Annotated in this window: 22 protein-coding genes and 1 tRNA gene; 19 read left to right on the forward strand and 4 right to left on the reverse strand. The window is 59.9% G+C overall.

The genetic code is table 11. The features are described from left to right. Nucleotides 1-229: 229 nt before the first annotated feature. From greA to FJ320_03275, 11 genes are all read left to right on the forward strand, one after another. Nucleotides 230-700: a transcription elongation factor GreA gene (gene greA, locus FJ320_03225; protein MBM3924988.1), complete on the forward strand. Its 471-nt coding sequence runs from the start codon at nt 230-232 to the stop codon at nt 698-700. Beyond that, the gene (gene lysS / locus FJ320_03230) at nt 700-2,220 is read left to right on the forward strand and encodes a lysine--tRNA ligase (GenBank protein ID MBM3924989.1); all 1,521 of its coding nucleotides are present in this window, start codon (nt 700-702) and stop codon (nt 2,218-2,220) included. The genes greA and lysS overlap by 1 nt, the downstream gene beginning before the upstream one ends. Before the next feature lie 3 nt (nt 2,221-2,223). Next, nucleotides 2,224-3,492, forward strand: a complete 1,269-nt coding sequence (gene serS / locus FJ320_03235) for a serine--tRNA ligase (GenBank protein MBM3924990.1) — start codon at nt 2,224-2,226, stop codon at nt 3,490-3,492. 29 nt (nt 3,493-3,521) lie between these two features. After that, nucleotides 3,522-4,442 carry an MBL fold metallo-hydrolase gene (locus FJ320_03240; protein ID MBM3924991.1) on the forward strand — a complete coding sequence of 307 codons (921 nt, stop codon included), beginning with the start codon at nt 3,522-3,524 and terminating at the stop codon, nt 4,440-4,442. Next, nucleotides 4,417-5,034, forward strand: coding sequence for a pyridoxamine 5'-phosphate oxidase (locus FJ320_03245; protein MBM3924992.1), 618 nt, complete (start codon nt 4,417-4,419; stop codon nt 5,032-5,034). The genes FJ320_03240 and FJ320_03245 overlap by 26 nt, the downstream gene beginning before the upstream one ends. Nucleotides 5,035-5,113: 79 nt before the next feature. Continuing rightward, a tRNA-Ala gene (locus FJ320_03250) sits at nt 5,114-5,189 on the forward strand. Between the two features lie 158 nt (nt 5,190-5,347). Further along, on the forward strand, nt 5,348-5,554 hold the full coding sequence (locus FJ320_03255; GenBank protein ID MBM3924993.1) for a DUF433 domain-containing protein: 207 nt from the start codon (nt 5,348-5,350) through the stop codon (nt 5,552-5,554). Between the two features lie 156 nt (nt 5,555-5,710). After that, complete coding sequence (locus FJ320_03260; GenBank protein MBM3924994.1) at nt 5,711-5,974, forward strand: hypothetical protein; 264 nt, start codon at nt 5,711-5,713, stop codon at nt 5,972-5,974. After that, nucleotides 5,967-6,353 (forward strand): type II toxin-antitoxin system VapC family toxin, encoded by a 387-nt coding sequence (locus FJ320_03265; GenBank protein ID MBM3924995.1) that lies wholly within the window; start codon nt 5,967-5,969, stop codon nt 6,351-6,353. The genes FJ320_03260 and FJ320_03265 overlap by 8 nt, the downstream gene beginning before the upstream one ends. Nucleotides 6,354-6,576: 223 nt before the next feature. Then, nucleotides 6,577-7,122: a sigma-70 family RNA polymerase sigma factor gene (locus tag FJ320_03270; protein MBM3924996.1), complete on the forward strand. Its 546-nt coding sequence runs from the start codon at nt 6,577-6,579 to the stop codon at nt 7,120-7,122. Continuing rightward, nucleotides 7,029-11,507, forward strand: coding sequence for an alpha-2-macroglobulin (locus tag FJ320_03275; GenBank protein ID MBM3924997.1), 4,479 nt, complete (start codon nt 7,029-7,031; stop codon nt 11,505-11,507). The genes FJ320_03270 and FJ320_03275 overlap by 94 nt, the downstream gene beginning before the upstream one ends. Before the next feature lie 648 nt (nt 11,508-12,155). Here FJ320_03275 and FJ320_03280 read toward each other — a convergent pair. Further along, complete coding sequence (locus FJ320_03280) at nt 12,156-12,446, reverse strand: hypothetical protein (GenBank protein ID MBM3924998.1); 291 nt, start codon at nt 12,444-12,446, stop codon at nt 12,156-12,158. A gap of 279 nt (nt 12,447-12,725) precedes the next feature. Between FJ320_03280 and pyk the strand changes: the two genes are divergently transcribed. Next, entirely contained in the window at nt 12,726-14,174 is a 1,449-nt protein-coding gene (gene pyk / locus FJ320_03285) for a pyruvate kinase (GenBank protein MBM3924999.1), read from the forward strand. A gap of 394 nt (nt 14,175-14,568) precedes the next feature. After that, nucleotides 14,569-15,756, forward strand: a complete 1,188-nt coding sequence (locus FJ320_03290) for a lipase family protein (protein MBM3925000.1) — start codon at nt 14,569-14,571, stop codon at nt 15,754-15,756. Here the strand turns inward: FJ320_03290 and FJ320_03295 are convergent. Continuing rightward, nucleotides 15,753-17,738 carry a hypothetical protein gene (locus FJ320_03295; protein MBM3925001.1) on the reverse strand — a complete coding sequence of 662 codons (1,986 nt, stop codon included), beginning with the start codon at nt 17,736-17,738 and terminating at the stop codon, nt 15,753-15,755. The two genes, FJ320_03290 and FJ320_03295, sit on opposite strands and share 4 nt — an antisense overlap. A 229-nt stretch (nt 17,739-17,967) precedes the next feature. Between FJ320_03295 and FJ320_03300 the strand changes: the two genes are divergently transcribed. Then, nucleotides 17,968-19,215 carry an MFS transporter gene (locus FJ320_03300; protein ID MBM3925002.1) on the forward strand — a complete coding sequence of 416 codons (1,248 nt, stop codon included), beginning with the start codon at nt 17,968-17,970 and terminating at the stop codon, nt 19,213-19,215. Here the strand turns inward: FJ320_03300 and FJ320_03305 are convergent. Further along, nucleotides 19,212-19,784, reverse strand: a complete 573-nt coding sequence (locus FJ320_03305) for a hypothetical protein (GenBank protein ID MBM3925003.1) — start codon at nt 19,782-19,784, stop codon at nt 19,212-19,214. The genes FJ320_03300 and FJ320_03305 overlap by 4 nt on opposite strands. A 310-nt stretch (nt 19,785-20,094) precedes the next feature. Between FJ320_03305 and FJ320_03310 the strand changes: the two genes are divergently transcribed. The 5 genes from FJ320_03310 (at nt 20,095) to FJ320_03330 (ending at nt 24,396) form a co-directional block, all read left to right on the forward strand. Continuing rightward, a complete protein-coding gene (locus FJ320_03310) occupies nt 20,095-20,832 on the forward strand; it encodes a hypothetical protein (protein ID MBM3925004.1) in 738 nt (245 codons plus the stop codon). A gap of 49 nt (nt 20,833-20,881) precedes the next feature. Next, nucleotides 20,882-21,571, forward strand: coding sequence for a hypothetical protein (locus tag FJ320_03315; protein ID MBM3925005.1), 690 nt, complete (start codon nt 20,882-20,884; stop codon nt 21,569-21,571). Nucleotides 21,572-21,595: 24 nt separating this feature from the next. Next, on the forward strand, nt 21,596-21,889 hold the full coding sequence (locus tag FJ320_03320) for a hypothetical protein (protein MBM3925006.1): 294 nt from the start codon (nt 21,596-21,598) through the stop codon (nt 21,887-21,889). 11 nt (nt 21,890-21,900) lie between these two features. Further along, nucleotides 21,901-23,265, forward strand: a complete 1,365-nt coding sequence (locus FJ320_03325; GenBank protein ID MBM3925007.1) for a M20/M25/M40 family metallo-hydrolase — start codon at nt 21,901-21,903, stop codon at nt 23,263-23,265. Nucleotides 23,266-23,442: 177 nt separating this feature from the next. Then, a complete protein-coding gene (locus tag FJ320_03330) occupies nt 23,443-24,396 on the forward strand; it encodes an SMP-30/gluconolactonase/LRE family protein (GenBank protein MBM3925008.1) in 954 nt (317 codons plus the stop codon). Nucleotides 24,397-24,609: 213 nt separating this feature from the next. On the opposite strand, the gene FJ320_03335 is transcribed toward FJ320_03330, so the two are convergent. Further along, complete coding sequence (locus tag FJ320_03335) at nt 24,610-26,202, reverse strand: amidohydrolase family protein (protein MBM3925009.1); 1,593 nt, start codon at nt 26,200-26,202, stop codon at nt 24,610-24,612. Nucleotides 26,203-26,487: the final 285 nt, after the last annotated feature.

Here is a 26,487-nt window from a genome sequence, read left to right on the forward strand (position 1 = left end):
GTCATCAACATTTCTCGTCATATATTCATTTAATACGTTGCATTACGGTTTTGGGATTGCGACGTGAAAGGGCAAAGCGCCGGATGTTATCCCAACTAAGAAAAAGCCAGCCCTCCATGGGAAAACCCTCAACAAACCTTTACAAATTCTCCTCCCTAGCCTAAAATGACCACGACTGGGCCTCTTCACACAAACGTGATGGCCTAGTTCTTTCCTTTTTGGAGGCAGTGTGACTCAACCTACTTACCTCACCCGCGACGGACTCGTCAAGCTGAAGGAAGAGCTGGATATGTACCGCACCACCAAGCGACAAGAGGTCGCGGAGCGCATTCAGCTCGCCAACGCCATCGGCGGCACCGTGGACAACGCCGAATATGACGAGGCCAAAAAAGAGCAGGCTTTCATCGAAGGCCACATCATGGACCTCGAAAACATTATTAACAACGCCGCCATTATCGAAAACGCCAAAGGTCCGGCAGGTGTCGTGAAGGTGGGTTCCAAAGTCACCGTCCTCAATCAGGCCCGGGACAAAAAAGAGAAGTTCCATATCGTCGGAAGCCCGGAAGCGGACCCCGCCGCGGGCCGCATCTCCAACGTGTCGCCCATCGGCAAAGCCATCCTCGGCAAGCGCGTAGAACAGGTGGCCGAGGTCAAGGTGCCCGCCGGCGTCCTGAAGCTTAAAATCCTGGAGATTCAGTAATCGTCTCGCCCAGCCAAAATTCGCCCACCAGCACCGAGGCCGCCCTCCTTGCCGCCCGACGAGAAAAGCTTCAGCGACTCCTAGACCGCGGCATTAACCCTTTTCCGCCGCGATTCCAGCGGACTCATACCAACGCCGAGGCCCGCAGCTTCTTCGACGAGGCCGAACAGGCCGGGGGCCAGGCCGCCAGGACCCAGCCCGTGACCCTGGCCGGCCGTATTATGGCGATGCGCTCCATGGGCAAGAACACCTTCGCCGACCTGCGTGACGGCACGGACAAAGTCCAGCTCCTCTTCAAAAGCGACTCCTTAGGGGACGCCTACGCCATCCTCAAAGATTTGGACCTGGGCGATTTCCTCGGCGCCGCCGGTCCCCTCTTCCGCACCCGCACTGGCGAGATAACCGTCGAAGTCCAAGAATTCACCGTCCTCTCCAAGTCCCTCCGGCCTCTTCCCGAAAAGTGGCACGGACTCAAGGACGTGGAGCAGCGTTACCGCCAGCGGTACCTTGATCTCATCGCCAACGAAGAGGTCAAGCCTACCTTTATTAAACGCAGCCGCATCATCCAGGGGATCCGAAATTTTATGGACTCGCGCGGCTACATCGAGGTCGACACCCCCATCCTGGTGCCCGTCGCCGCCGGCGCCCTGGCCCGCCCCTTCGCCACTCACCACCACGCCCTCGACCAACAGCTATACCTGCGCATCGCCACTGAGCTTTATCTCAAACGGCTCATAGTCGGCGGGCTGGACAAGGTGTATGAAATAGGCCGCGTCTTCCGAAACGAGGGCATCGACCAGGACCATAACCCCGAGTTCACCCTCCTGGAGAGCTACGAGGCTTACGCCGACTATAACGACATCATGTCCCTGGTGGAAAATATGGTCTCCACCGTCGCCCGGGAGGTCCTCGGCTCCACCTCCGTCCAGCACGAAGGCCACGCCATCGATCTAACTCCGCCTTGGCGCCGTCTCCCTTTCTGCGAGGCCGTGTACCAGCACACCGGCATTGACTTGGACCCCTATGTCCAGCAAAAGAAGGACGTTGACTCTCTAATCCGCGAGGCGCGGGAGCGCGGCCTCCAGGTCCAGAATGGCCCGCCCCATCAGGTCTTCGACAAAATCCTCTCCCTGGCCGTCGAGCCGCATCTGGTGCAGCCCACTTTTATCACCGACCACCCCCTGGTCATGTCTCCCCTGGCCAAGCAGAAGCCGGAAAAGCCGTATCTGGTCGAGCGGTTCGAGGCCTTCGCCGCTAACATGGAGATCGCCAACTCCTTTACCGAACTCAACGACCCCATCGAGCAGCAGCGCCGGTTCCAGATGCAGGAGGAGATCCGCCGCCGCTACGCCGACGAGGAGGCGGACCGCACCGACGAGGACTATATCACCGCCCTCGAACACGGTATGCCCCCCACCGGCGGCCTCGGCATCGGCATCGACAGGCTTGTTATGCTCCTGACCTCCCAGCCCACCATAAGAGACGTGGTCTTCTTCCCTCAGCTTCGCTCTAAGGCCTAGCCCATGCTCTCTCTTGACCTCATCCGCCGCGACCCCGAAGCCGTCCGCCGCGCCCTCGCCCGCCGTGACGAAACCCCGCCCATAGACCAAATCCTCTCCCTCGACAAGAATCGCCGCGACCTCATCGCCCAGGGCGACGCCCTCCGCGCCCAGCGCAACGAGGTCAGCAAAGCCATAGGCCGCATGAAAGGCGACGAGCGCAACGCTTTGGTCACCCAGATGCGGCAGGTCGGTGACCAGATTTCTCAGCTAGAGCAGCAGGTCAAGGACGTCGAGAAGCAATTGGACGACCTGCTCCTAGACCTCCCCAACATTCCTCGCGACGATGTGCCTGACGGCAAAGGTCCGGAAGATAACATAATCCTCCGCACCGTCGGCCAGCCCAAGGAATTCCCCTTCCAGCCCAAACCCCACTGGGATCTGGCGGAGCGCCTCGGCATCATCGACTTCCAGCGCGGCGCCAAGCTCTCCGGCTCTCGGTTCTACGTCCAGTCCGGTGCCGGCGCCCGCCTTGAGCGCGCCCTTTACAACTTCATGCTGGACCAGCATACGCAGCATCACGGGTATCGAGAGATGCAGCTTCCCGCCCTCGTCAAACGCGAAATTATGGTCGGATCCGGCAACCTCCCCAAGTTCGGCGATAACCTCTACCATGACGCCGAGGACGACCTCTGGCTCATCCCCACCGCCGAGGTGCCCCTCACCAACCTCTATCGCGATGAAATCCTCGCCGCCAAAGACCTGCCGCTTAATTTCGCCGCCCTCACCCCATGCTTCCGACGCGAGAAGGCCGCGGCGGGACGGGACACACGAGGCATCAAGCGCGTCCATCAGTTTAATAAGGTAGAGATGTACAAGTTCACTACGCCGGAGACCTCCGACCAGGAGTTGGAAGCCCTCCTCTCCAACGCCGAGCGCATCTGTCAGCTTTTGGACCTGCCCTATCGCATCATCCGCCTCTGCGCTGTCGAAATGGGGTTCCCCTCCGCCAAATCTTACGACATCGAGATGTGGGCCCCTGGCTCTAGAGAATGGCTGGAAATCAGCTCCTGCTCCAACTGCACCGACTTCCAGGCCCGCCGCGCCAACGTCAAGTACCGCCCCGCCGAAGGCGCTTACCCCCAGTTCGTCCACACCCTCAATGGCTCCGGCCTCGCTTTGCCTAGAGTCGTCATCTGTATATTGGAAAACGGCCAGCGGGAAGACGGCTCTATTGTTATCCCTGAAGTCCTGCAGCCCTACACGGGCTTTGACGTAATTAAGCCTTCGTAATACTCTTACCAACAAGACCGTTTCTATAGATTCGGGCGGCTTCTCGCAATCAGCTTCCCTTGCCAGTCGTTGGAGTGGTTGTTAGCAGCATTAAGCATTATTTGTTACAGACATTTAGGAGTAGTAACGTGCCTGCACTAAAACCATACCGTGCTGCCCCGGACACCTGGGTCCTGCCGTCTTACCTACGCGTTCCAGGCCTGGGGCTGATTGTGCTGAACTCTTACCTCATCAAAAGCCGCGAGCCAGTGGTCATCGATACTGGGATGCCCGTAGTACGGGAAGAGTTCCTGGAGTCTCTTTGGTCCCTGATAGACCCCATAGACGTCAAATGGCTCTTCTTGACCCATGATGACGTAGACCATTCGGGAAATCTGATTGAGGTCCTCAGCGCCGCTACCAACGCCAAACTGGTCACGCAGTTCATCGGCTACGCCCGATTGGAGACCGCGTATCATATGCGGCCGGAGCGTGTTCAAATGGCGAACCCCGGACAGGTGCTCGATGTGGACGACCGTAAGATCGTGGTCCTGCGCCCGCCGCTTTTCGACTCGCCATCAACCTCGGCGCTGTTCGATAGCAAGTCCCGCGTATTATTCAGCGCAGATTCCTTTGGCGCGTTCATTCCCAACCTGGGTGAAGACATTAGCGACATACCTGAGGCCGAATATAACCAGGGCTTTGAAATCTTTAACCGCGGGAATCACCCCTGGTCGGCTTGGGCAGACCCAGCCAAGATAGAGACAGTGCTTGAACAAATCCGCCGTCTAGGCCCTCAGGTTATTGCTGGATGCCATTCCCCCATGGCCCGTGGCCGTACGGAGGCACATCTGAAGGCCCTGCGCCGGCTTATTGGGATGGAACCCCTGCTGGGGCCGGAGCAAAAGGCCTTCGAGGGCGTTATGGCGGCTATGGCTGCTACGGATGCTAAGGCGCCCTCAGCCGAGTAAGCAGGGCGGTATGGACGGAGATAAGGAGACTGGCGTCGAGCAAAAATCTTGGGAAGCTGGAGCAGCCTTGAGCCAACGAAAACAACCGCCTAAACAGCCCAATCCCCCCAAAGGGCACCGACCCCACTTCACCAAAGGCTACGGCGTCGACCGCAAAGCCACCGAAGGCATCCTGCCCTGGAGCTTCGTCACCGAGCGCATGGCTTCGTCTCGCAACTACTGGGTTGCCACCACCCGCCCCGACGGCCGCCCCCACGCCGCGCCTGTATGGGGCCTCTGGTTTGAAGACCGGTTCTACTTCGGCACCGACCCCAGGTCGGTTAAAGGCCGCAATCTGGGCAAAAACCCGTCGATGATGGTGCATCTGGAAAGCGGTGATGAGGTTGTAATTCTGGAAGGCGCCGCCGGATTGTTGGATGACCCGCCCCTTCTGCGGCGTCTCGTCGATGAATACGACGCCAAATACAAAGTCCGTCCCGCTGGCTTTTACTACATGGATGTGTCTAAGGCCTTCGCTTGGCGAGAGAAAGACTTCACTACGAGTGCGACTAGGTGGGTTTTCAAAGAGACCAAGAGAAGAAGCTCAAGATAATTCTCGTAGCTAATCCATGCCTAATTTGGATTAGTCCTCTATTGCGGGTTACTGAGGCTGTTGGTATATTAGTTCGAGTGGGGCTGTAGCTCAGCTGGGAGAGCGCTTCAATGGCATTGAAGAGGTAAGGGGTTCAAGTCCCCTCAGCTCCACCAATATTTACCCTGCCATCGCTATTCGTAGTCCGACATTCCTCCCTTCAGTAGTCGCGCTCCCATGTCTGCAGAATAACGCCCTAAGACTGTAGAAGTGGCGTCATCAGGTTCTTCTATCATGGATAAGAGTTTGATCCCTAAGTTCTATGTGGCATACCATGAAGTGGATTGTTTCCGATCAGGACCACCTGGGCGGTGCGGCGCGTATTCGTGACACGCGTGTATCTGTTGCTCAGCTTCTCGAACTCCTGACTACTGGCATGTCTATCGACGAGATCGTGCGGGAATACCCAAGTCTTAGCGAGAGTGCCATAAAAGGAACCTTAGCGGAATTAGCCCAGTCTGACCAGTTAACCGCTGCTTAAGCATCCTGATCGACGAGAATTTGCCAGAGTCCTTGCTTCCTAGGCTCAGGGGCCTTGGTCATGGCGTTTATCCTCTCTAAAGCCTCCCTGGCGTTGTGTCGGCCCATTGTGTGTGTGTATACTCTGTGTGAGTAACACGCTAAAGGAAGTCGCAGTATGCGCACTCACCTAATCCTTCCTGATGACCTGGTCAAGCAGGTAGATGCGACCGTAGGTAAGCGGAAGAGGAGCCGGTTCGTTGAGGAAGCGGTACGGGAAAAACTGCGGAGGGAGGCATTGCTTGCGGCCCTTTCTGCAACAGCTGGAATGCTCTCCGCTGAGGACCATCCCCAGTGGGCTGCCTCGAAACAGGCGGCGGCCTGGGTAAGAGAATCTCGACGGCGCGACGAATACCGGTCGGAGAAGCCAACCCGTGCCTAGCTACCTCCTCGATACCACCATACTCATAGACCATCTGCGAGGCCAGCCGGCGGCGGTGGCACTCCTCACCAAACTGGCTGGCCAGGGCCACCGACTAGGGGTATGCTGCATCAACCTTGCCGAACTCTATGCAGGTTTGAGCAGGGAAGAACAGGCCAGGGCCAACGCGCTCATCGAAAGTTTAGACTACTACCAGGTGACGCGCGAGACAGCTAAGCAAGCGGGAGACTTTCGCTATCAGTTCGCCCGTCAAGGGACTATCCTCACCCTCGCTGATACGCTGATTGCCGCCGCTGCCGTGGCTGAAGGGGCTACGCTGGTCACCGCCAACGCCAAGGACTTCCCCATGCAGGAAGTCCAGTTGCTGCGTCAGCCTTAGCAGACCCTATGCGCCTGCCTGCTTCAGTCCTGCTTCGCGTTTAAACACCCCCTTTCAACCCTCATTACACCCCTCTTTTATATTGCCCCTCTCCCCCTCCTCCCTTAAAGTACACACGTCTCGGCACCAAATGTTGGCTTTGGCTCGCTGCCATGGAACGATTTGCCCAATTCTTGCGTTCTATTAAGTGAAAGGGCCCATGACCAAGGATAGGAGCCTTTGAGTGGATGAATCGGAGGTTGTCCGGCGCTGTCAGAATGGCGACCAAGAGGCTTTCCGCCTCATTGTCGAGCGTTACAGCGGCGTCCTGGGCGGCACCGCCTACCTTATGACCCGAGACCGCGCCCAGGTCGATGACCTGCTCCAGGAGACCTTTCTCCTGGCCTGGCGCGGCATCGGCACCCTTCGCGCCAGCGGCAACTTGAAGGCCTGGCTGGTCCGAATCCTGGTCAATAAGGTCATCAGCGAGCGGCGCAAGAAGCGAGTTATGGAGGCGGAACTGGTGGAAGTGGAAAGCAAGGCCGGCGACAGCAACAGCGAGGAGCTCGTCCTGGCGGACGAAGAGCGCCAGCGCATTCGCGGCGCCCTGGAGACCCTGCCAGAGGCCCAGCGCCAGGTTACCGTCCTCCGTTATTTCGCCGACCTTACCATCCCTGAAGTAGCCCGCGTCCTGGGATGCCGGGAAGGCACTGTCAAGTCCAGGCTTCACCGCGCCCTCGCCCAGCTCCGCACCGTCCTCCAATCCGAAACAGTGCAAGCCTCACTTTAATAGAGGAATCCATGGCCAGAAACAACAACGAATTTGAAGAACTGGAAAAGAAGCTCCGCGCCTTCTATCGCGCTGAGCGTGAGGACATCCCAGAGGCTGACCGTAGCCTCTGGGCGCGTCTAGCCCCCAGGCTGGAGCAGGAACGGCGCCGAGCCTCCATCCCCTGGTATCGCCGTTTGTCTCAGCCCCAGGTCCTTCGCACCGCCACCGCCTTCGCCACAGTCTTCGTCCTGCTGGTGGCCGGCCTCACCTCATGGTTTGTCTCGGGACGGTTGGGCGGCAATGGTGATAATGGAGGTGCGGTTGTGGCCCTTTCACCCCTGGTAGACGGCTATGTCGCCATGGCTCCCCGCGTGCTGCGCTCCGGCCAGACGGAGGACATCTCCGTCGCCCTCTTCGATGGCGAGACCCCGGCCCGCGGTGATGTCGAAGTGTCGCTGTTGAAGGACGGTCAGAAAGTCGCCGACGCCTCGTCTCAAATCAAAGGCAAAGGCGTGTTAAGCCTCAACGTGCCTCAGGGCGCCGCCGGCCAATATGAAATACAGGTGCGAGGCCCCGGCTTTAGAGACACCGCCGCCATATCCGTCCAGGAAGGCACCCTGGTTTTCTTAGAGACCGACAAGCCTATCTATAAGCCCGGCCAGACGGTGATGATGCGCGTGCTGACCCTCAACTCCGACCTGAAACCCGTCCAGGGCCAGGTGACCGTTGAGGTCATGGACGCCAAGGGCATCAAAGTATTCAAAAAAGTTGTTGCCACTGACGACTATGGCATGACCAGCCTCGAAATGCCCCTCTCCACCGAACCCAACCTCGGCGTCTGGAAAGTGTCTGCCGTGGCCGGCCAGAGCAAGACCCAGGTGGACGTGCGTGTCGAGGAGTACGTCCTTCCCAAGTATGAAGTGAAAGTTGACCTGGCAAAAGATTGGGCCTTGGTCAGCGAACGCATCACCGGCAAAATTCAGGCTGAGTACTCCTTCGGCAAGCCAGTGAAGGGTGAAGTCGAAATCATCGCCAAGCGTTACGTCGGCACATGGGAGGAGTATGCCCGCGTGACCAGGCCCATCGACGGTCAGGCCGACTTTGCCATACCAGCCGTCGGTTACGTCACTGGCGTCCCCGGCGCCGGCGGCCTGGGCCAGGTGACCTTGGACGTGTCGGTCCGCGAGCCCGCCACCGGCTACGAGGAGAAGACCACCCGCCTCATCGATATCGCCTCCTCGCCCGTCAGAATCCAGGTCATCCCCGAAAGCAGCGTCTTCAAGCCTCAGCTTCCCATGGGCCTCCTGGTAATCTCTGAGACCCCGGGCAACGAGCCTCTGGACAAGACCGTGAGTCTAAGGCTGCGTTGGATGGACAAGGAACTCGACAATATTAAAGAGGAGAAGCAAGAAGTAAGGACAACCCGGGGCAAGGGTCTTATTAAAGTGACGCCTCCCTCCAACGCCGCCGCCGTGACCATCGAGGCGGACGCCGGGGACAACTCCATACAGGACTCCTCCGCTCCCCTGGCCCTCCGTGCCGAATACTCCCCCAGCGGCAGCTTCATCCACCTTGAGCAGCTATCCGAAGCCTCGCTGAAGGTCGGCGATAAGGCCAGCTTCAAAGTCCACTCCACCAAAGAGACCGTCAACTACTATTACGAAGTGGTGGCCCGCGGCAAGGTTGTCTTCTCCGACTTCTCCCAGTCCAGCGACATCGCCTTCACCGTCACCCCCCAGATGTCGCCCTCGGCCCGCCTCCTGGTCTACCAGCTCCTCCCCAACAGCGAGGTCGCCGCCGACTATCTCCCCTTCAACGTCGAATCTGGCTATCCTTTGCAGGTGCAGACCAGCTTCGGAAAGGAAGAGGTCAAGCCTTCCGAGGGGGTTGACATAAACGTTCAGACCGACGGGCGCGCCAAGGTCGCCCTGGTGGCCGTGGACCGCTCCGTCTTCATCCTCGCCGAGAACCGCCTGAACCTTCAGCAGGTCTTCGACGAGCTGGAGCGCCTCTACCTCCTCCCGCAAATAGAACTCCATGACATCCGCGACTTCTATGAAGGCGGCGTAAAGGCTCGCGGCGCAGAGGATACCATCAAAGAAGCCGGACTTCTGGTGCTCAGCAACAAGACTGTGCCCGCCAGCCAGGAATACGAAGGAAACAACTTCTTTGGAGGCCGCGGTGTCGCTTTGGAAGCCAGGGCCGCCGCCCAGGACTCCGCCGCCTCCAGCGCGCCCCCTGCCGCCAAAACCGCCGCCGGCCCCGAGGCCGACTTGGCGGAAGTCGGCCTCGTCCGCCAGTTCTTCCCCGAGACCTGGCTCTGGACGGATGTCACCACCAACAGCAGCGGCAAGGCCACCCTGTCCGTCAAAGCCCCGGACAGCATCACCACCTGGTCCCTCCGCGCCGTCGCCCTGTCCAAGGAACACGGCCTTGGCATCGGCGAGGCGCAGCTTCGCGTCTTCCAGCCCCTGTTCCTCCAGCCCGACCTGCCCTTCTCCCTGATTCGAGGCGAGGAAGTCCCGTTGAAAATCTCTCTCTATAACTACCTGGACAAGCCCCAGGAAATCGTCGTCAACCTGGAAGAAGCCAAGGGCTTCGATATCCTGGACAACACCACCAAGACCGTGACCGTGGCCCCGCAAGAGGTCGGCGGCGTCGAATTTAAAGTGCGGCCCGTAGGCCTGGGGACCCGCACCGTCAAAATCTCGGCCCGAAGCAAAGAGGCCGCCGACGCCGTCGTGAAGGAAGTCCTCGTCGAGGCGGAAGGCCTGCAGCAGGAGTCCGTCGAAAACCTTGTCCTCTCCCCCGGCGCTGCGCGCCAGCTGGATACCCACGTTCCCGGCGGCATCGTCGAAGGCTCGGCCCGCGCTTACATATCAGTCACCGGCAGCTACCTCACCCAGACCATGGAGGGGCTGGAGCAGCTTCTAAAGATGCCCTTCGGCTGCGGCGAGCAGAACATGCTCCTCATGGCCCCCAACACCTTTGTCCTCCAGTACCTCAAGACCACCAACCAGCTTAAGCCTGAGGTCATGGCTAAGGCCGAAAAGCTCATGATCACCGGCTACCAGCGCCAGCTCACCTACCGCCGCGGCGACGGCTCTTTCTCCGCCTTCGGCGAGAGCGACAAGGAAGGCAGCCTCTGGCTCACCGCCTTTGTCCTCAAGACCTTCGCCCAGGCCAAAGGCCTGATATTCATCGATGACGCTGTCCTGAACTCCTCCAGGGACTGGATCATCAAGCAGCAGCTTTCAGACGGCTCCTTCCCGCAGGTCGGCTTCGTGCACCACCAGGAGCTCCTGGGCGGCCTCGATGGCAAGGATGCCCTCACCGCCTTCGTCGCCATCGCCCTCCGCGAGGCTGGCGAGGAGTCGGCCTCCGGCAAGGCCGTCCGATACCTGGAGCAGCAGTTGAACGCCATGGACGACGCCTACGGTCTCGCCATCACCGCCTACGCCCTGGAGCTAGCCAAAAGCCCCCGCGCCAACGACGCCTACCAGAAGCTGATGTCGATAGCCAAAGAGGACGACGGCGCTCTCTACTGGGGCGACGAACCCCGGCCCCTGCCTGAGCCCAAGCCCGGCCGGCCCGGCGTCATGCCTATAGACCTATACCCCCATCATAGCGCCGCCATCGAGACCACCGCCTACGCCACCCTGGCCCTTATCAGCCACGGCGACCTTCTGAACGCCTCCCGCGCCTCGCGATGGCTTGTAGGCCAGCGCAACGCCTATGGCGGCTACACCTCCACCCAGGACACTGTCATCGGCCTCCAGGCCCTTACCACCTACTCCACGGGCGCCCAGGCCGACGTTGACCTGACCGTGACCCTCAGCGGCGACTTCGGCCAGAAGAAGCTCACGATTAACAAGGACAACTTCGACGTGCTGCAAGTCGTGGATGTGCCTGTAGGCCAAAGTGTGGATGTTCGAGTCGAAGGAAAGGGCCAGGCGGTCCTCCAGGTGGTCCGCCGCTACAACGTCCTGCCCCAACCCGGCGCCGGCGATGAAGTCTTCGACCTCGACATGAAGTACAGCGCCGACAAGGTGGAAGTCAACGACCTCATAACCATTTCCGCCAGCGTCACCTTTAATCCGCCCAAGCCCGTGAAGGCCGGCATGGTAGTGCTGGACGTCTCCGTCCCCACCGGCTTCAACGCCGTCAGGGAAAGCCTGGAGCGCGTCGTCCAGAACAGCGCCAAGGTCAAGCGGTTCGATGTCGCGGGCCGAAAGGTCATCCTCTACATCGAAGACATGACCCCTGGCGAGAAGCTGTCCTTCCAGTTCCAGGCCCGGGCCCTCTACCCCGTCAAAGCCAAGGCCGTCTCCTCTCAGGCCTACTCCTACTACCGCCCGGAATGGAGCGGCCAGTCCCAAAGCGTAGACGTGGTGGTTGAGTAGCCGCTAGGCACGATTTGTCGTTCTGGGCGTCTCTTCCCTGAGGTTCCCCTTCTTCTCCTTCGAAGGAGAAGAAGGGCTAGAGGATGATGGGGCGTATCTTTCCTTCTATCAGGCCCGTGAGGCATATTTAAGACTTGGCTGATAAAAACGCGAACCTTAGACAGACGGGGTATGGGTGTCCCATCTGGTTCTACCTCTTCTCCTATTGCAAAGAGCCTGTCCCGATGTAAATCGGGAAGGAGAGGGAATTGGAGAGTGATGAGGTGATCCTTATTTTCTCTTCCCCTTCAGCAGACGTGTGATGCACATTAAAGGAAGTGCCGGGCCTTCTTATCATGGGCTTGATTAAGGAATACAACCAGCCCTTTGCACCAATGGGGATTGGGGGTCTCATCTGGTCCTCCCCCTTCGGCCTGAAAGGCGAAGGGGGAGCTAGACGCCGTCCTGAGCCTGGCCGAAGGAGGGGGTTGTGGTAATTTATTTCTCTTTCCCTCTTCTCCCGTAGTCGGGAGAAGAGGGATAAAGGGTGATGAGGGCGCCCCGCTTATGACCAGGAATGTAATTTGCATCACGCGTCAGCAGGAAGGGGATTAAGGGGATGGTATCCCGCTTATGAACGAGAACGGCTATTAAAAACCCACTCACCACCTAAGACCAGTCCTCCATCGAATCCGTCGTAACATAAAGCACATAATTCTTCCCAAACGCATCCAAAATAAACTCCCCTATCGCCAGCGACACAATTTTGGACATGCGCACCTTGACCACGGGGTCTAGGCTGTCCTCCTGCCTCTCAATGGTTACGGCGTCCGGGTGCTGGTCAACAATCCTATCGACAAAGGCGTCCATGAACGGGCTGCGCTCCTCCAGGTGTTTCAGCAGCGCCAGCAGTACCCCTTCCCTCTGTTCCTGTGTCAACAAAGGCTGTTGAGGCGCCATTAAAGAGTCCTCCTTTGGACTTATCATATTGATAATGGGGCCGTCTCCATATGGCAGGCACGCATTTTTGGCCTATTGCCGCCCTTCAAATGAACAGGGCCGAAACGCTGTCCTAACACACTTCAATGCTCATATAAGATAATGACGTTTCCGCGCGATATCAGCCGTAAACCCGCAGTACCTGATGCTGGAACTCCCGATACTTGCGATACATGGGCCTTTACTTGCGCCTTCTCTGAGACTAAAGTGGACAGATAGTACGGCTTCAGGAGTCCAGTCATGCGAAAGACCAAAATTATCGCCACCGTCGGCCCCGCTTCCAGAAAGCCTGAAACCCTGGAATCGCTCTTTTTGGCCGGCCTGGACTGCGCCCGCCTCAACTTCTCCCACGGCACCTTTGAGGAGCACGGCGAGGTCATAACCAACCTCCGCCGCATCTCCGAGCGCCACCAGCGGCCCCTGGCTATCCTCCAGGACCTGGGCGGCATAAAGATGCGTCTGGGCCGCATCAAAGGCACCTTCCACCTCAACGTCGGCGATGTCCTTACCATAGTGCCGGAGACCGCCTCCAGCAGCAGGGACATCCTGCCCTTTCCCCAGCCCGGCGCCCTGAAAAGCCTTCAAAAAGGCAACCAGGTCTTCATATCCGACGGCACCATCTGCCTGGAGGTCCTGGAAAATGTCGACGGCGCCGTCAAAGCCCAGGTCCGCCACGGCGGCCACGTGACCTCCTTTAAAGGCGTCAACCTGCCGGGCGTGGACATCGACCAGCCCGTCCTCACCCGCGCCGACGAGATGGCCATTAAGTTCGGTGTCGAGCAAAAGGTGGACTGGATCGCCGCCTCCTTTGTCGGCACCGCCCAGGACGTCCGCGACGTCCGCAAGCAGATCGAAAGCAACGGCGGCTCTATTCCTGTCATGGCCAAGCTGGAGCGCACCAAGGCCATTCAGAACCTGGATTCCATCTTAAAAGAGGTGGATGCCATCATGATCGCCCGCGGTGACCTGGGCATCGAAATCCCCATGTCCCGCGTTCCCATCGTTCAGAAGGAGGCTGTACGCAAGGCCAATGAGGCCACCCGCATCTCCGTCATCGCCACCCAGATGATGCACTCCATGATGACCTCGCCTTACCCTACCCGCGCAGAAATCTCCGACATCGCCAACGCCGTCCTGGACGGCTGCGACGCCATCATGCTCTCCGATGAGACCGCCGTAGGCCAGTTCCCCGTCGAGGTCGTCCAGACCGCCGACCGCACCATCCAGGAGGCTGAAAGTATTTATCCTTATTATAAAAACCTGGCCTCGCGAGACCGCACCCAGGCCATTGCCCGCGCGGCCGCCGACCTGGTCAGCGAACTTAACGCCCAGCCCATAGTCCTCACCAGCACCGGCCGCGCCGCCAGGGAGGTCTCCAGGTTCCGCCCCAACGCCAACATCACCGTCTTCTCCCACTCCGACGCCGTCCTCAACCGCCTGTGCATCGCCTGGGGTATGAATCCCGCCGGCGTCATGCCGCCGGGAAAAGACACCACGGCCCTGCTTCGACGCGTCATCCAGGCCGCCCTCCGCTCCGGCGCCGTCAAGGAGAGCGACGTTGTCACAATAGTCCACGGCTTTCTCACCGGCGTCACCGGCACCACCAACACCATCCAGGTCCTGGACCTCCGCGAATACATGGCTACCGCCAACCAGAAGTCTGAGGCCGTCCCCACCGGAGCGCGCTAGTCGTCTCTGCAGAACAAAATGACTTTGGCATTCCCATTTGGGATGGTTAGCCTGTCAGCCGATGCTCTTATGGGGAGTGGGTCTCTCCTCAGGTGTTCCTACTTCATCTTTGAAGGCGAAGGAGGAGCGACAGGTAGATTATGGTGTGAAATTTTCCCTCCCCTTTCAGCAGACCGGTGATGCGTATTAATAGCTTAGCTTACGAAAAACCTCGCGGTATTTTGTCGGATGGGGCTGGGTGTCCCATCAGGTTCTCCCCCTTCGGCCTGGAAGGCGAAGGGGGAGCTAGAGGGGGTTGTGGTGTCTTTAATTTCTTTCCCTCTTCTCCCGTAGTCGGGAGAAGAGGGATAAAGGGTGATGAGGGCGATCCGCTTGAGAACAAGGTCAGCCCTCCATGAACTGGCCTAAAGAAAAGACCGCCATCCTCGTCATCCACGGCATCGGCCAGCAAAACCCCTTCGACACCCTGGACGCATTCGTGCGCGGGCTCCTGTCGTCCCTCGACACTACCGCCATCGACGCCCACCACAAGCTATTCCTCCAGGACGGCTGGGCGCAAAACTATATATCCCTGGTCAATAACGGCAATGACGCCACATCTGTTGACTGCTTCGAGTACTACTGGGCCCACGCTACCCAGCGGCAGATAAATGTCTCCCAGGTCTTCGATTGGCTGGTGACCACCGGCGAGGCCGCCCGCAAGTATTACGACGAGAACTTGGCATTAGTGAAGGCCTATGAGGGCCAGGAGGACACGCCCTTCGGCTACTCGCCTCTGAAGGGCCGCCGCCGCTTCGATAAGTACTGGTATCTGAAGTACGCCGCCAGCGGTCTCAAAATCTTCCACCTCCTTATCGGCGCCCTTGGGCCTGTGGCCTGGGCCTCGCCAATCATCGGCGCGCCCATAAAGCTGGCCCTCACCGCCGTCGCCAAACTGGTCAGGCCGATAATCGTGGACGTCGTCGGCGACATCGCCATATACACCGCCGTCGATATGAAGTCCCAGCACTTCGAGGTGCGAAAGCGCATCCTGGACGGCGCCACCGACAGCCTGGAAGCCTTAATCAAGTCCAAGGCCCCTGAGTACCAGCGCATCATCGTCGTCGGCCACTCCCTGGGCAGCGTCGTCGCCTACGACGCCCTTAATCGAGTGAACAACGCCTTCAACTCCGGCAGGCTCAACCCTGAGCTTGCCGCCAAGGTTAGGGGGCTGGTCACTTTCGGCTCGCCCCTGGACAAAATCGCCTTCTTCTTCCGCGTGCGAGTCGAGGAGCATCGATATATCAAGCACCAGATTCTCTCTCAGTACATCGGCTTCAAAGCCAAGAACCTCAAGCCGGGCTGGACGCCTCCGCATCTCATCCACAGCCATATCAAGCCCTACCTGGACGCCGGAGTGCGATGGATCAATTTCTGGGACTCGGAAGACCCTATCAGCGGCCCCCTGGACTTCTATCAGGTAGCCAGGGAGGACAACCGGCGCTTAGAGATGGGCGTGGACGGCGGCAAGTCCCACACCGCCTATTGGGAATACAAAGGCATGTATCAACAGATCGTTGACGACGTCCTCTGCGTGCCCTAGCCCTTCCCCTTCTTCCTCCCTTTCTTCTTCCCCATCCCGTCACCCTCCTCACCCTTGCCCTTGGACTTCCCCACGCCCATCGCCCTCAAAGGCGCCACCCCCATCACCACCATCCCCGCCGCCAGGCCGAGGAACAAAATCCCACGATTTCTGACACTCGATATCGCGTCCCCCGCCGCCGTTATCCCCATCCGCCCAAACTTCTCCGTCATCAGCGCCTCAAACCCCTCCGACTCTTCCAACGACTCCGCTAATTGCTCCTCCAGCCTTGGCTCCACCGCGCTGTTATAGACCGGCCCCGCCATAACGAACAGCGCCACCCCGGCGATTGCCAGGAACACTGCGGGCCACACCAGCCTCCCTACCATGCTCCGCCCCCCAATGAACCCTATGGCCGCCAGCATGACTATTATCAGCAGCCAGCCAATCCACAATACACTCCTAAACGTGCCTATAGAATCTCGGAAATTGTCGAAACCTCTCAGGCTGTCCGGGTCGTCCTCTCCAATCTGCTCTCGCAGCTTTTCGTGGTCAAGGACAATCCCGTCCCTGACCCAGCCCCGCACGTCGCTGATGCGCTCCACCGAACTGCTGCGATTGATGAAGTCCTGTTTGGCTGACGGCGTCATCGAGTCCCACTGCAAGTCTGTGCCGTTGAAGTCGTTCCGCGCCATGGCCTCCCGCAGGTTGTCGCTGGTGTATTCAAAGCCCTGGGCTAAAGCGCCCCTGACGTAAGATATAGCCGCGAATCTCTCCTCGCCTATCTGCGCTTCAAGCTCCGCCTCCCCAAACGTCCACTGGTCCGGCAGCTTCTGGTTTATCTGCCGCTCCGCCTCTATCCTCACGATGACTCCTGCCTGCTGCTGAAGCTGGCTGGACGACACCCCTGGAATGCGGCAGGTCAGGCCCTCTTGCGCAATCCTGTTGATGTTCAGCTGGCTCACCTGTGCGATAGTGCAAACGGGCAGCGAGTCGTACCTCTGGCGCAGCTTTGTCTCCGACAGAGCGCCTACTATCTCCACCGCGGCCGCTTTCCGCTCCGCCAGCGGCACCGCCACCATAAACTTCTCGTTCGGCCTGGTTAGGTAAGCCACCGTGGCCTCCACCATCTCATCCACCCGCTGGTCCACCCACGCCTTCGGCAGCGCCTGGCGCACAGCGCTCTTCACCTCCTGATTGGTCACGCTGATGCCGTAGGAAAGCCTCAGTTCCGCGCCTATTTGGCGGTCTATCTCCGGGTCCACTACGTCCGAGAACACAAAATCTGGAAGGTCGCCCTTCTTTAAGATATCGGTAATAGCCTCCCCCGCTGGCGCCGCCCTGCTCTGCACGTCCAGCCTCACCGTGAAACTCTCCTTTTCTGAGAGAAGGTACGGCACCGCTGAATCTATAGTCGCCGTCACCTGCTCCTCCAGCCACTTCCTATCGACAATTCGGCGCACCGCCGCTTCTACATCTTCCTCCGTTAACGTCAGCCCAAAGGGCAGATCCTCCAGATCTCCCAGAGATTCGGTCACTCGCGGGATAATGACGTCGTCCATCAGGATATCCACTACCTTGCCCTCGCGGGTCGTCTTCTTTAAAGCGTCCCCCGCGTTAACAACCCGGTCCTTAATCGGTATAGTGATCTTGAAGCTGTCCTCGTCGCCCAGCATATAAGGGATCGCCTCTTCAATCGTCTCCTCCACCTGCTCCTGGACCCACTCCGGTGGAAAGGTCTGCCTCATCACCCCAACCACGTCGCCCTCAATGAGCTTCATGTTCACTGGGAAGTCTGTGGATTTCGTGTCCGCCTCGGCCAGCGCCGCGGGCAGAGCCTTGTCATATATGAAGTTGTAAACGTCCGCCTTGTCCAGTTGCTGGACGTAAAACTCCTCGTTCAACAGCGTGGCATTGGCCCGGGAGGCCACGGTGAATAACATGGCGAAGGCGATGAAAATCAGGCCCAGCAAGACCGCAATCAGCCTGCGAACCCAGATCATTTCTTACCCCTTGTAGTGGCGAATTGGCTCAGCAACCGTATCTTTTGAAAGCGCCGTGTCTTTCCAGGCAAGCCGCCAGGCAAATCGACATATTCTGCAAAACGACTTGCCTAAAAGCAACTGGGCCGGAAGACGTGTTTTCCCGTTCTTTGGCCGTTTAAGGGAGCCGTTCTGGCCCGCGACCAGGCTTATTCCCACGCGACCCCAGGCCAGCTATGATTAGCCCGCCGTGATTCTCAATCGACTACTGCTAGGCTTCCGCGTCCCGGGCTACCGGTGGCTGTGGATCAACAGCTTTACCGGCGCCGCCGGATTCAGTCCGTACCACATGGGCGAAGGCTGGCTCATCCTGGAGCTAACCGACTCGCCCCTCATGGTGGGCCTGGCGCCAGCCATCGGCGCGGGCGTCAACATGGTCTTCAGCCCCTTCGGCGGCGTCCTGGTCGACAGGTTTGACCGGCGAAAAGTGCTGACCGCCGTCCAGCTCACTACGGCCCTTGCTATAACTACCCTGGGGGTCCTGACTGTCACCGATATGGTCCACGTGTGGCACATCCTGGTGGTATCGGCCGTTCTTCGATTGATGATGGGCCTGCAGCTGGCGTCCCGGAACACGCTCATGTACGACGTGGTGGGACGGGATGGAGTGATGAACGCTATGGCGGGGCAGTTCATGTCCAGCCACAGCGCCTCGGTAGTGTTCCCGTTGGGCGCCGGCGTGGTCATGGCGACTATGGGCACCGGCGAACTCTTCCTGTTCATCGGCGGCATCATTGGGGCTGGCGCTTTCCTGGTTATGCGAGTGCCTAAGGTGCGGCAGACGGCGCCCACGGGGTCGGTGTTGAACAACCTGGGCGAGGCGGTGCGGTTCGCTTATAAGGACCGGCCTGTGCGCAACATCTTGTGGACGGTGCTGATAACCGATGGATTGGGCTTTTCCGCCCAGGCCATGTTCCCCGTCCTGACCAGGGACGTGCTGCACGCCGGCGAGGTCGTATTAGGTGTAATATCGACGCTGCGGGGCGTCGGCGGAGTGGTCGGCGCTCTGGTTATCTCAGGGTTTGGCGACATCAAGCGAAAAGGCCGCGTGTTCGTCATATCGGCCTTCTGCTTCGGAGCTTTGCTGGTGCTGTTCGCCGTCTCGCGGTCCCTGCCCCTTTCCCTGGCCGCCATATTCCTGGTGGGAGTTGCAGGCACCATCTATGACACTATGGCCCACACCCTCCTGCAGACGTCCAGCCCGGAGTCCATGCGAGGGCGAATGATGGGGTTATACGCCTTTGTGGTCAGCGGCATTGGCTTCGGATCCCTGGCCCAAGGGGCCATAGCGGCCTGGACAGGCGTCACCTGGGCCATCGCCGCGGCCGGCAGCGTGGTGGCCCTAAATGCCGCGGCCAGGCTGCCGGTGTCGGAGAGCATGTCGCAGCCACGCGCCGTCGCGTCAGACCTGCCGCCGGCGCAGAGGAAGGCGGCCTAAGCCCGCACGCCAAAATTATCGTTCAGCCGACGCCGTTTCAGCAGTGCCCTGGCCTTGGACCAGGAGAACCACACCATCTTCCCCGTCATCTGTCCTTCTGTGTGCAGCGCCAGCTCGATAAAGAACTTGAGCAGAAAAAGCGACCCCTCGCGCTGGCTGACGGGAGCCCTGGGCGCCACCGACAGCGGCGCAAAGGTCTGCTGCTTTCCCAAAATGAGGCCGTTAACCGACGCGTCATAGTCCCCCCAGGAGCACGCGGTCACCAGCTTCGGCCCCGAGACGTGCCCCGCCAGCCACTCCCAATAAGCCTTCAAGTCCGCTGCGCCGCCGGCCTGCCCTTGCGTCAACAGCACTAAACAGTTAGCCTCCGCGAACTGTCGGCCATAGCCCTCCAACTCCTCCGGCGATGCCACACGCAGCGGGACGCCGCCCATAACATCGATTCCACGCCGCAGCATCGTAGACGCAAAGCGGCCAGCCGCCTCCGCCTCCCAGCCAGCCGCATTTCGCGAGGCGTCGATGACCAATAGACGCGGCTTGCCTTCGACTACTGTCGGCGACCACATCATGGGTCTATAGGCGCCTAATACTGACTGAGGATTGAATCTGTGAAAAAGAAGCGATCATGTCATTCTGAGCGAAGTCCGCCCGCCTCTGGCGGGAAGCAGTCGAAGCCTGTCCTGAGCCTGGTCGAAGGGAATCTGTTCTGGCCGCAGCCTAGAAATGCTGTTTAGAGATACGCCTCGCATATTCGTTTCACTCCAAATACATTCAACCCAGCCTCCGCCGCCCCGTCAGCCTAATATTATCAGACAGGGGTTTGCCTCAACCCTCTCTCTGTGCCATAGTACCCATACTAAGCTGACTTTTGAGGAATTTATGCCCAAGAAGCCCTATCTCTATATGGTCCGGGTGGACGTAGAGGCCAGCGAACAAGCCCGCTTTGCCCGGTGGAGCGACCAGCGGCACATGCCGGACCTCCTGGAAATCGGCTTCTGGGCCGCCGTCCGATACCAGTCCCTCCTAACCCTGCCCGCCTACCTCCACCTCTACGAAATTCCCAACCTGGAAATCTTCAACACCCAGGCCTACAAATACATCTGCCGCTGTGACCCCTCTTGCCCCACTCTAGCCTGCAAAAACAAAGCCGGCGACCCTCCCACACCCACCGGCCCCCAGATCACCCGCCACATCAAGGGCATCTCCCGCGCCGTCTATCAAGAACTCTTCGACGTCGGCATGGGCCAGCCCCGGCCCCGCCCTCCCGGCCGCCGCGACGACCCCGTCGGCTACGTCCGGTCCAAGACCATCGTCACCGTCGCCGCCGACTTCCCTCCCGACGTCGAAAATGAGTTCGTGCAGTGGCAGCAGTCCGTCCACATGCCCCGCACCGTGAAAGCTGGCCTCGGCATCACCGCCGGCCTCCTAGCCCGTCGCGTCGATTCGCTGCCCTTCCAGGCGCCCAAGTACCTCGTTCTGTGGGAGGTTAAAGGCCCGGAGGTCATCCAGAGCAACCCGTCCCTTGGCAAATACCTCCAGCGCCCCGACATTCAGCGCATCTGGTCCCGCGCCCAAAACCGCCAGGACCACCTCCTCCAGCGCATCTTCCCCGCCTGATATTTATCGGTATCTTCATTATGAAATCCATGAATTCTAGGAGAATTTCATGTCTGGCGTCCTAGCCTTGGTGGGTGGTGATGAGTTCTCGACGGAATGTGATCCGATTGATAAATACCTGCTGTCGCGCGCCAGGTCATCCACGGCGCGGGTCCTGATTGTGCCTACAGCGGCAGCCTTCGAGAACCCGGGTAAGGCGGCGCGAAACGGCGTCGCCCACTTCCGCCGCCTGGGCGCGAAGGCCGAGGCGCTGATGGTGTTGAATAAGGCCGACGCCAATGATGCCCCCAAAGTCGCCGCCATAACCGGGGCGGACCTGCTATACCTCACCGGCGGCGACCCGTCCCACCTTTTATCGGTCCTTCAGGGTTCCAGGCTGTTGGAGGACCTCAAGCGTTGGCTGTTGAAGGGAGGCGTGTTGGCCGGCTCCAGCGCCGGGGCTATGGTCATGGCCGAATGGATGGGCCTGACTCGCGCCGGCGGGCCCGTCGAAGCCCTGGGCCTGGTGAAGGGCGTGGCCGTGCTGCCCCACCACGAACGCGCGGAACCTAAACGCGTCGCCAAAGAGCTGGCACACGTCACGTCTCCCACCGTCACCGCCCTGGGAATAGATAGCGCGACGGGATGTGTCGGCGAAGATGGAGCGTGGCGTGTGCTGGGGGAAGGCCGCGCGGTGGCGTATCGTGAAGGGCGATGGCGGATGGTAATGGCGGGCGAAATGCTGCGGCTGGAGTTTTAGAGCGGGCGTACATAAAGGAGCAAGATGTTTGGCATTTTCAGAATCCCCTCGGCGGCGGTGGGCTTTTTCTTCAGTTCCTGGCTCACCATGATCTTTTGGGGCATAATAGCTCCAGACGTGGGTGTGCAGACCATTAGCTACAAGAAGGCCATGGTCGTGACCATTGCCCTGTGGCTGATTATGGCCCCCCTGGCCTCCGCCATAGCCCAGCGCCCGCCCTGGGTCTCCTTCGGCATGTGGCGAGGCCGCCGCTCGCGCGGGCCACACCCACAGGACGGCAGCGAAGGCCCCACCGTTATCGAAGGCGAGACCAGATAACACTAGGAGGAATGGCGATGGCGAACGTTGATAGCCTACTAACCCAGGTCGACAAGAGCTTCGACGATCTGGTGGCTCTGCACAAAGGCCTGGTGCGGATACACTCCGTCAACACCGGCGTCATGCCCACCGGCAACGAGACCCCCGTCGCCGACTACGCCCGCCAGTGGCTTAAGCGCGAGGGCATCGACAGCGAGATCATTGAGTCCGCCCCGGGCCGAGGCAACCTCATCGCCCGCCTTCCCGGCGCGTCCGGCCAGAACAAGCTCCTGCTTATGTCCCACCTGGACGTCGTGCCTGTCGAGGACGTGTCCAAGTGGAATTACGACCCCTTCGGCGGCGAGATGGATGCAGGCCGCATCTACGGCCGCGGCACCTACGACTGCAAAGGTCTCCTGGCCTCCCACCTCATGGCCCTCCGAGTCCTCAAACGCAGCGGCGTGAAGCTCAGCGACAACATTGTCCTGGCCTCCGGCGCCGACGAGGAAAGCGGCGGACGCTATGGCTTCGGCTGGCTCGCCGAGAACCACCCCGACAAGATAAAGGCCCCCGTGGCCGTCAACGAGGGCGGCGGCACCCACATTAACATCGCCGGCGCGACGACGTACCTCCTGGGTGTCGGCGAGAAGGGACGCCTGGAGGTGAAGCTGACGATTAAGGGCAGCAGCGCCCACGCCTCCATCCCCTGGACCGGCGACAACGCCTTCTACCGCCTCGCCGAGGTCGTCCAGCGCATCCAGAGCTACCAGCCCAAGCGCGACACCTCGGTAGTAGTGTTTAAGCACCTCTCCTCCATGGCTATCGAGGACAGGGCGACGCCCGAGAACGTGGACCGCATCGTCGAAGAGGTGAAAGCCAAGAACCCGCAGCTTAGCTCTACCCTGCGCGCGCTATCGAGAATGACGGTAACGCCGACCATCGTCGCCGGCGGCATCAAGTCCAACAGCGTGCCCGAGAAATGCCAGCTTATATGCGACGTCCGCACCCTGCCTCACCAGGACGACGCCTATGTGAAGAAGGAGCTGGAAAAGCTGCTGCAAGGCGTCCAGGGCGTCGACTTTGAAATCGACTACATGGCCGTGCCCAACAGTTCCCCCTACGACACCGACTTCGCCCGCCGCATCAAGGACGCCACCCGCAAATCTCTAGGCCGCGAGGATCTGAACTGGATACCCTCCATCGCCACCGGCTTCACCGACTCGCGCTTCCTCCGCCCCCTGGGCACCACCACCTACGGCTTCAACGGCACCCACCCCGACGACGACCCCATGTTGGCGCGCATGCACGGCACCAACGAGTCCATCGGCGCCAAAAGCCTCGCCAGCGCCGCCAAGATCACCATAGCCCTCGCGGTAGATATGCTGGGGAAGGGGTAGTCCTGTACAAGGGTACCCCCCTTCCCCACCTTGACCCACCTTTGCCTCCCCCCTATCCTATGGTGGCTGCGTAGGGCTGGGGCCTTCCCTCTGGTCTCTTCCCCCCCTTGAGGGGGAAGATTAAGATAGGGGGTTCTCCCCTCCCTTCTTAATCTCCGTCCTATTAGGAGTCACCCCATGTCCATCGTCAACCACCACATGGCCGCCATCCTGGACACCCTGGAAGGCGAAATGGTCGCCACCGGCTTCGCCTTCACGGAAGGCCCCGTCTACGCCAAAGACGGCTTCCTCTACTTCGTCGACATCCGACGCTCCCGCCAGCTTCGATGGTCCCGCAAGACCGGCACCCAGGTCTATCGAGAGAACACCGGCGAGGGCAACGGCACCACCATCGATAAGCAAGGCCGCTTCGTCATCTGCGAAGGCGGCAACCGCCGCGTCACCCGCCGCGAAGCCGACGGCCAATGGAAGGTCATCGCTGATCGACTCGACGGCAAGCGCCTCAACCGCCCCAACGACGTCGTCATCCACTCCAGCGGCGCCGTCTACTTCACCGACCCCGCCGGCCGCCTCCCCCAGTCTGAACGCGAACTCGACTACGCCGGCGTTCACATGATTAAGCCAGACGGCAAAGTCGCCGTCGCCACCAAAGAATGCGAGTTCCCCAACGGCCTCGCCCTCTCCTCTGACGAAAAAAAGATGTACGTCGCCATTAGCCGCCTGGAGCAGTACTGCGTTGACCACAAGGCCAAAGGCGGCGTCTGCAAGCGGCCCGCCTGCCAGAAAGTCGTCGGCGGCAAAGGCCACTGCGCCAACCAGCTCATCCGGGTTTTCGACGTCGCCCCCGACGGCGCCCTCAAGAACAACCGCGTCTTCGCCGACATGTCCTCCCACGAAGACGGCGTCCCCGACGGCATGAAAGTCGACACCAAAGGCCGCGTCTGGTGCACAGGCGCCGGCGGCTGCTGGGTCTATGGACCTGACGGCAAACTCATCGGCGTCATCAAGCTCCCCGAAGTCCCCGCCAACCTAGCCTTCGGTGGCCCCGACTGGCGTGACCTCTACTTCACCGCCCGCTCCTCCCTCTACTACATGCGCGTCAAAGACCCCGGCGTCCCCGTCTGGAAATAGCCGGGCTTGTCATTCTGAGCGAAGGGCCTATGTACCCATCGCCCGCAGTCGAAGAATCTGTTGTGGCCGCGCCTTGGTCGGCTGCCCATAGGTAATGAGCGTCCAATTTTTCACCTTCTACCCCTTGATGGGGGAGAATAGAAGAGAGGGTGAAACCCCTAGAGGCACGATGCACTTTGCTGTACTCAACCCGACGCCGAAGGTTCCCGTCCCCTATCCAGCCTCGTTGTAGAAGTAGTGCGGCCTCCCCTTCCCCAACTCCCACTTCTCATAAAACCTTTGCACATGCGGCAGCAACTGCTTCGATACCTCCCGACGCTCCTGCTCGTGCGGCGCCAACGGCCTCCCCATATGCGCCTTCAATTCCCTCCACACATCCTCCTTCTTCACCCGCGTCATCTTCCGGCCCTCCATAATCACCTCCCCATCCACTATCGACGTGTCCACGTCCACGCCCCTCGCCCGGTACAGAATCGCGTCGACAATATTCGTGTCCGGGTCTAGGTAAGGCTCCATGATATGCTCCAGGTTCACCAGCACCATGTCCGCCCGCTTCCCCTTCTCCAGCGTCCCCACCTGCGGCGCAAAGAACGTCGCCTTGGCCCCGTTCACCGTCGCCATGTGCAGCACCTGGTGGCTCGACGGCCACGCGGCGGACACCCCCGGCTCTCGATGTATCTTCGACACCAGCCGCATCTCCTGCATCATGTCCTTGTCGTCGTTCAGCCCTGCCTCGTCGATGCCTATGGCCACCATCACGCCCTTGGCGTTCATGCGATTCACCGGCGCCACCCCGCTCTTCAGCCGCAGGTTGGAGCTGGCGTTGTGCGACACCATGGTCCCCGTCGCCGCCATAGTGTCGATGTCCGACTCCGTCACCCACACCCCGTGGGCGCAGGACACCTCCGGCCCCAGCACCCCCACGTCGTTCAGGTGTGCCAGCGGCGTCTTGCCCCACGTCCGCAGGCCATACATCTTCTGGTATATCGACTCCTGTAAGTGTATGTGCAGCCCCGTCCGCCGCCTCGACGCGTACTCCTTCATCCCCTCCAGCATCGAGTCCGAGCACCACTGCACGTTCCCTGGGCTGACAAACACTCGCACCCTCGGGTCTTCCTGAAACTGGCGGTACACGTCGTTCACCACCCCCAGGTACTCCTTCGTCGGCAGGTGCGACACCTTCAGCCGCTGCTCCAGCTTCGACGCCAGTTCCTTGGGCAGCGTCTTCAAAAACGCCTGGTCTTCTTGATAGACAATCTGGTTCTGGTCTCGATGCGAGAAGGAGAAGGCCACCCGCATCCCCGCGTCCTGGTAAGCCTTGATCACCGCCGCCCCGCCCTCCTGAAAGCTCATCCCTGGCATCTTCCGATGCGTCGCGTGGTTGTGCATCACCGTCGTGATGCCAAACTCGACCATCTGGATAGCGCAGTACAGCGTGTCCAGGTACGGGTCCACGTCACGGTTCGCCATTCGCACCGCAATCCACGGCTCCAGCGCCAGATCAAGGTTGCCGAGTTGGAAAGGCGTCAGCCCCACGTGGTGGTGCGCGTTCACCAGCCCCGGAATCACCACCTGTTTCTCGCTCCCCACTACTTTGTCTGCCCGGTGCTTCCTCCTCACCTCCTCAAACTTTCCTACCTCGATAATCTCCCCGTCACGCTGGAATACCGCCCCGTCCTGGATAATCTCGCTGGACTGCCCGTTCAGCGCTTTCGTGACCACATACTTGCCCCTGATAATGGACGATGCCATAAGCCCTCCCGTCGTCAGTCGATGGCCGCAGTATAGCAACGCCGTTGAGTTCACAAAAGCCGCTCCTGGTGAGGGTTAGCCATCCTTCCCTGAGACCAACCTTATCAAAAATTATCGCTCTAAAATGAGCGGTTGACCCGCTGACCAGAATATGTCATTCTTCGATTTAGAGTTTGCGGCTAGATTACTTCTTCTTCCTCCTACGAAGACTACCCTCTGAAGTTCCTCAGTTTCTCGCCGTTTTACGTTCATTAGGACCTCCTGCGTCTTGGCGACAGATAACTAACGTAGCCCCTCGGTTCCTGAGTTTTTAGCGATGAGGAGAATTGCAGCAGCCAG

This window comes from SAR202 cluster bacterium, assembly GCA_016872285.1.
Lineage (GTDB): Bacteria > Chloroflexota > Dehalococcoidia > Lucifugimonadales.

Coding starts and splice junctions, on each gene's coding strand:
- FJ320_03305 (MBM3925003.1), bottom strand. CDS start 19,784: ATGATGTGGTCGCCGACAGTAGTCGAAGGCAAGCCGCGTCTATTGGTC.
- FJ320_03325 (MBM3925007.1), top strand. CDS start 21,901: ATGGCGATGGCGAACGTTGATAGCCTACTAACCCAGGTCGACAAGAGC.
- FJ320_03320 (MBM3925006.1), top strand. CDS start 21,596: ATGTTTGGCATTTTCAGAATCCCCTCGGCGGCGGTGGGCTTTTTCTTC.
- FJ320_03260 (MBM3924994.1), top strand. CDS start 5,711: ATGCGCACTCACCTAATCCTTCCTGATGACCTGGTCAAGCAGGTAGAT.
- FJ320_03310 (MBM3925004.1), top strand. CDS start 20,095: ATGCCCAAGAAGCCCTATCTCTATATGGTCCGGGTGGACGTAGAGGCC.
- FJ320_03280 (MBM3924998.1), bottom strand. CDS start 12,446: ATGGCGCCTCAACAGCCTTTGTTGACACAGGAACAGAGGGAAGGGGTA.
- FJ320_03275 (MBM3924997.1), top strand. CDS start 7,029: ATGCCGGGAAGGCACTGTCAAGTCCAGGCTTCACCGCGCCCTCGCCCA.
- pyk (MBM3924999.1), top strand. CDS start 12,726: ATGCGAAAGACCAAAATTATCGCCACCGTCGGCCCCGCTTCCAGAAAG.
- FJ320_03315 (MBM3925005.1), top strand. CDS start 20,882: ATGTCTGGCGTCCTAGCCTTGGTGGGTGGTGATGAGTTCTCGACGGAA.
- FJ320_03330 (MBM3925008.1), top strand. CDS start 23,443: ATGTCCATCGTCAACCACCACATGGCCGCCATCCTGGACACCCTGGAA.
- FJ320_03295 (MBM3925001.1), bottom strand. CDS start 17,738: ATGATCTGGGTTCGCAGGCTGATTGCGGTCTTGCTGGGCCTGATTTTC.
- FJ320_03245 (MBM3924992.1), top strand. CDS start 4,417: ATGCTAAGGCGCCCTCAGCCGAGTAAGCAGGGCGGTATGGACGGAGAT.
- FJ320_03255 (MBM3924993.1), top strand. CDS start 5,348: ATGAAGTGGATTGTTTCCGATCAGGACCACCTGGGCGGTGCGGCGCGT.
- FJ320_03290 (MBM3925000.1), top strand. CDS start 14,569: ATGAACTGGCCTAAAGAAAAGACCGCCATCCTCGTCATCCACGGCATC.
- serS (MBM3924990.1), top strand. CDS start 2,224: ATGCTCTCTCTTGACCTCATCCGCCGCGACCCCGAAGCCGTCCGCCGC.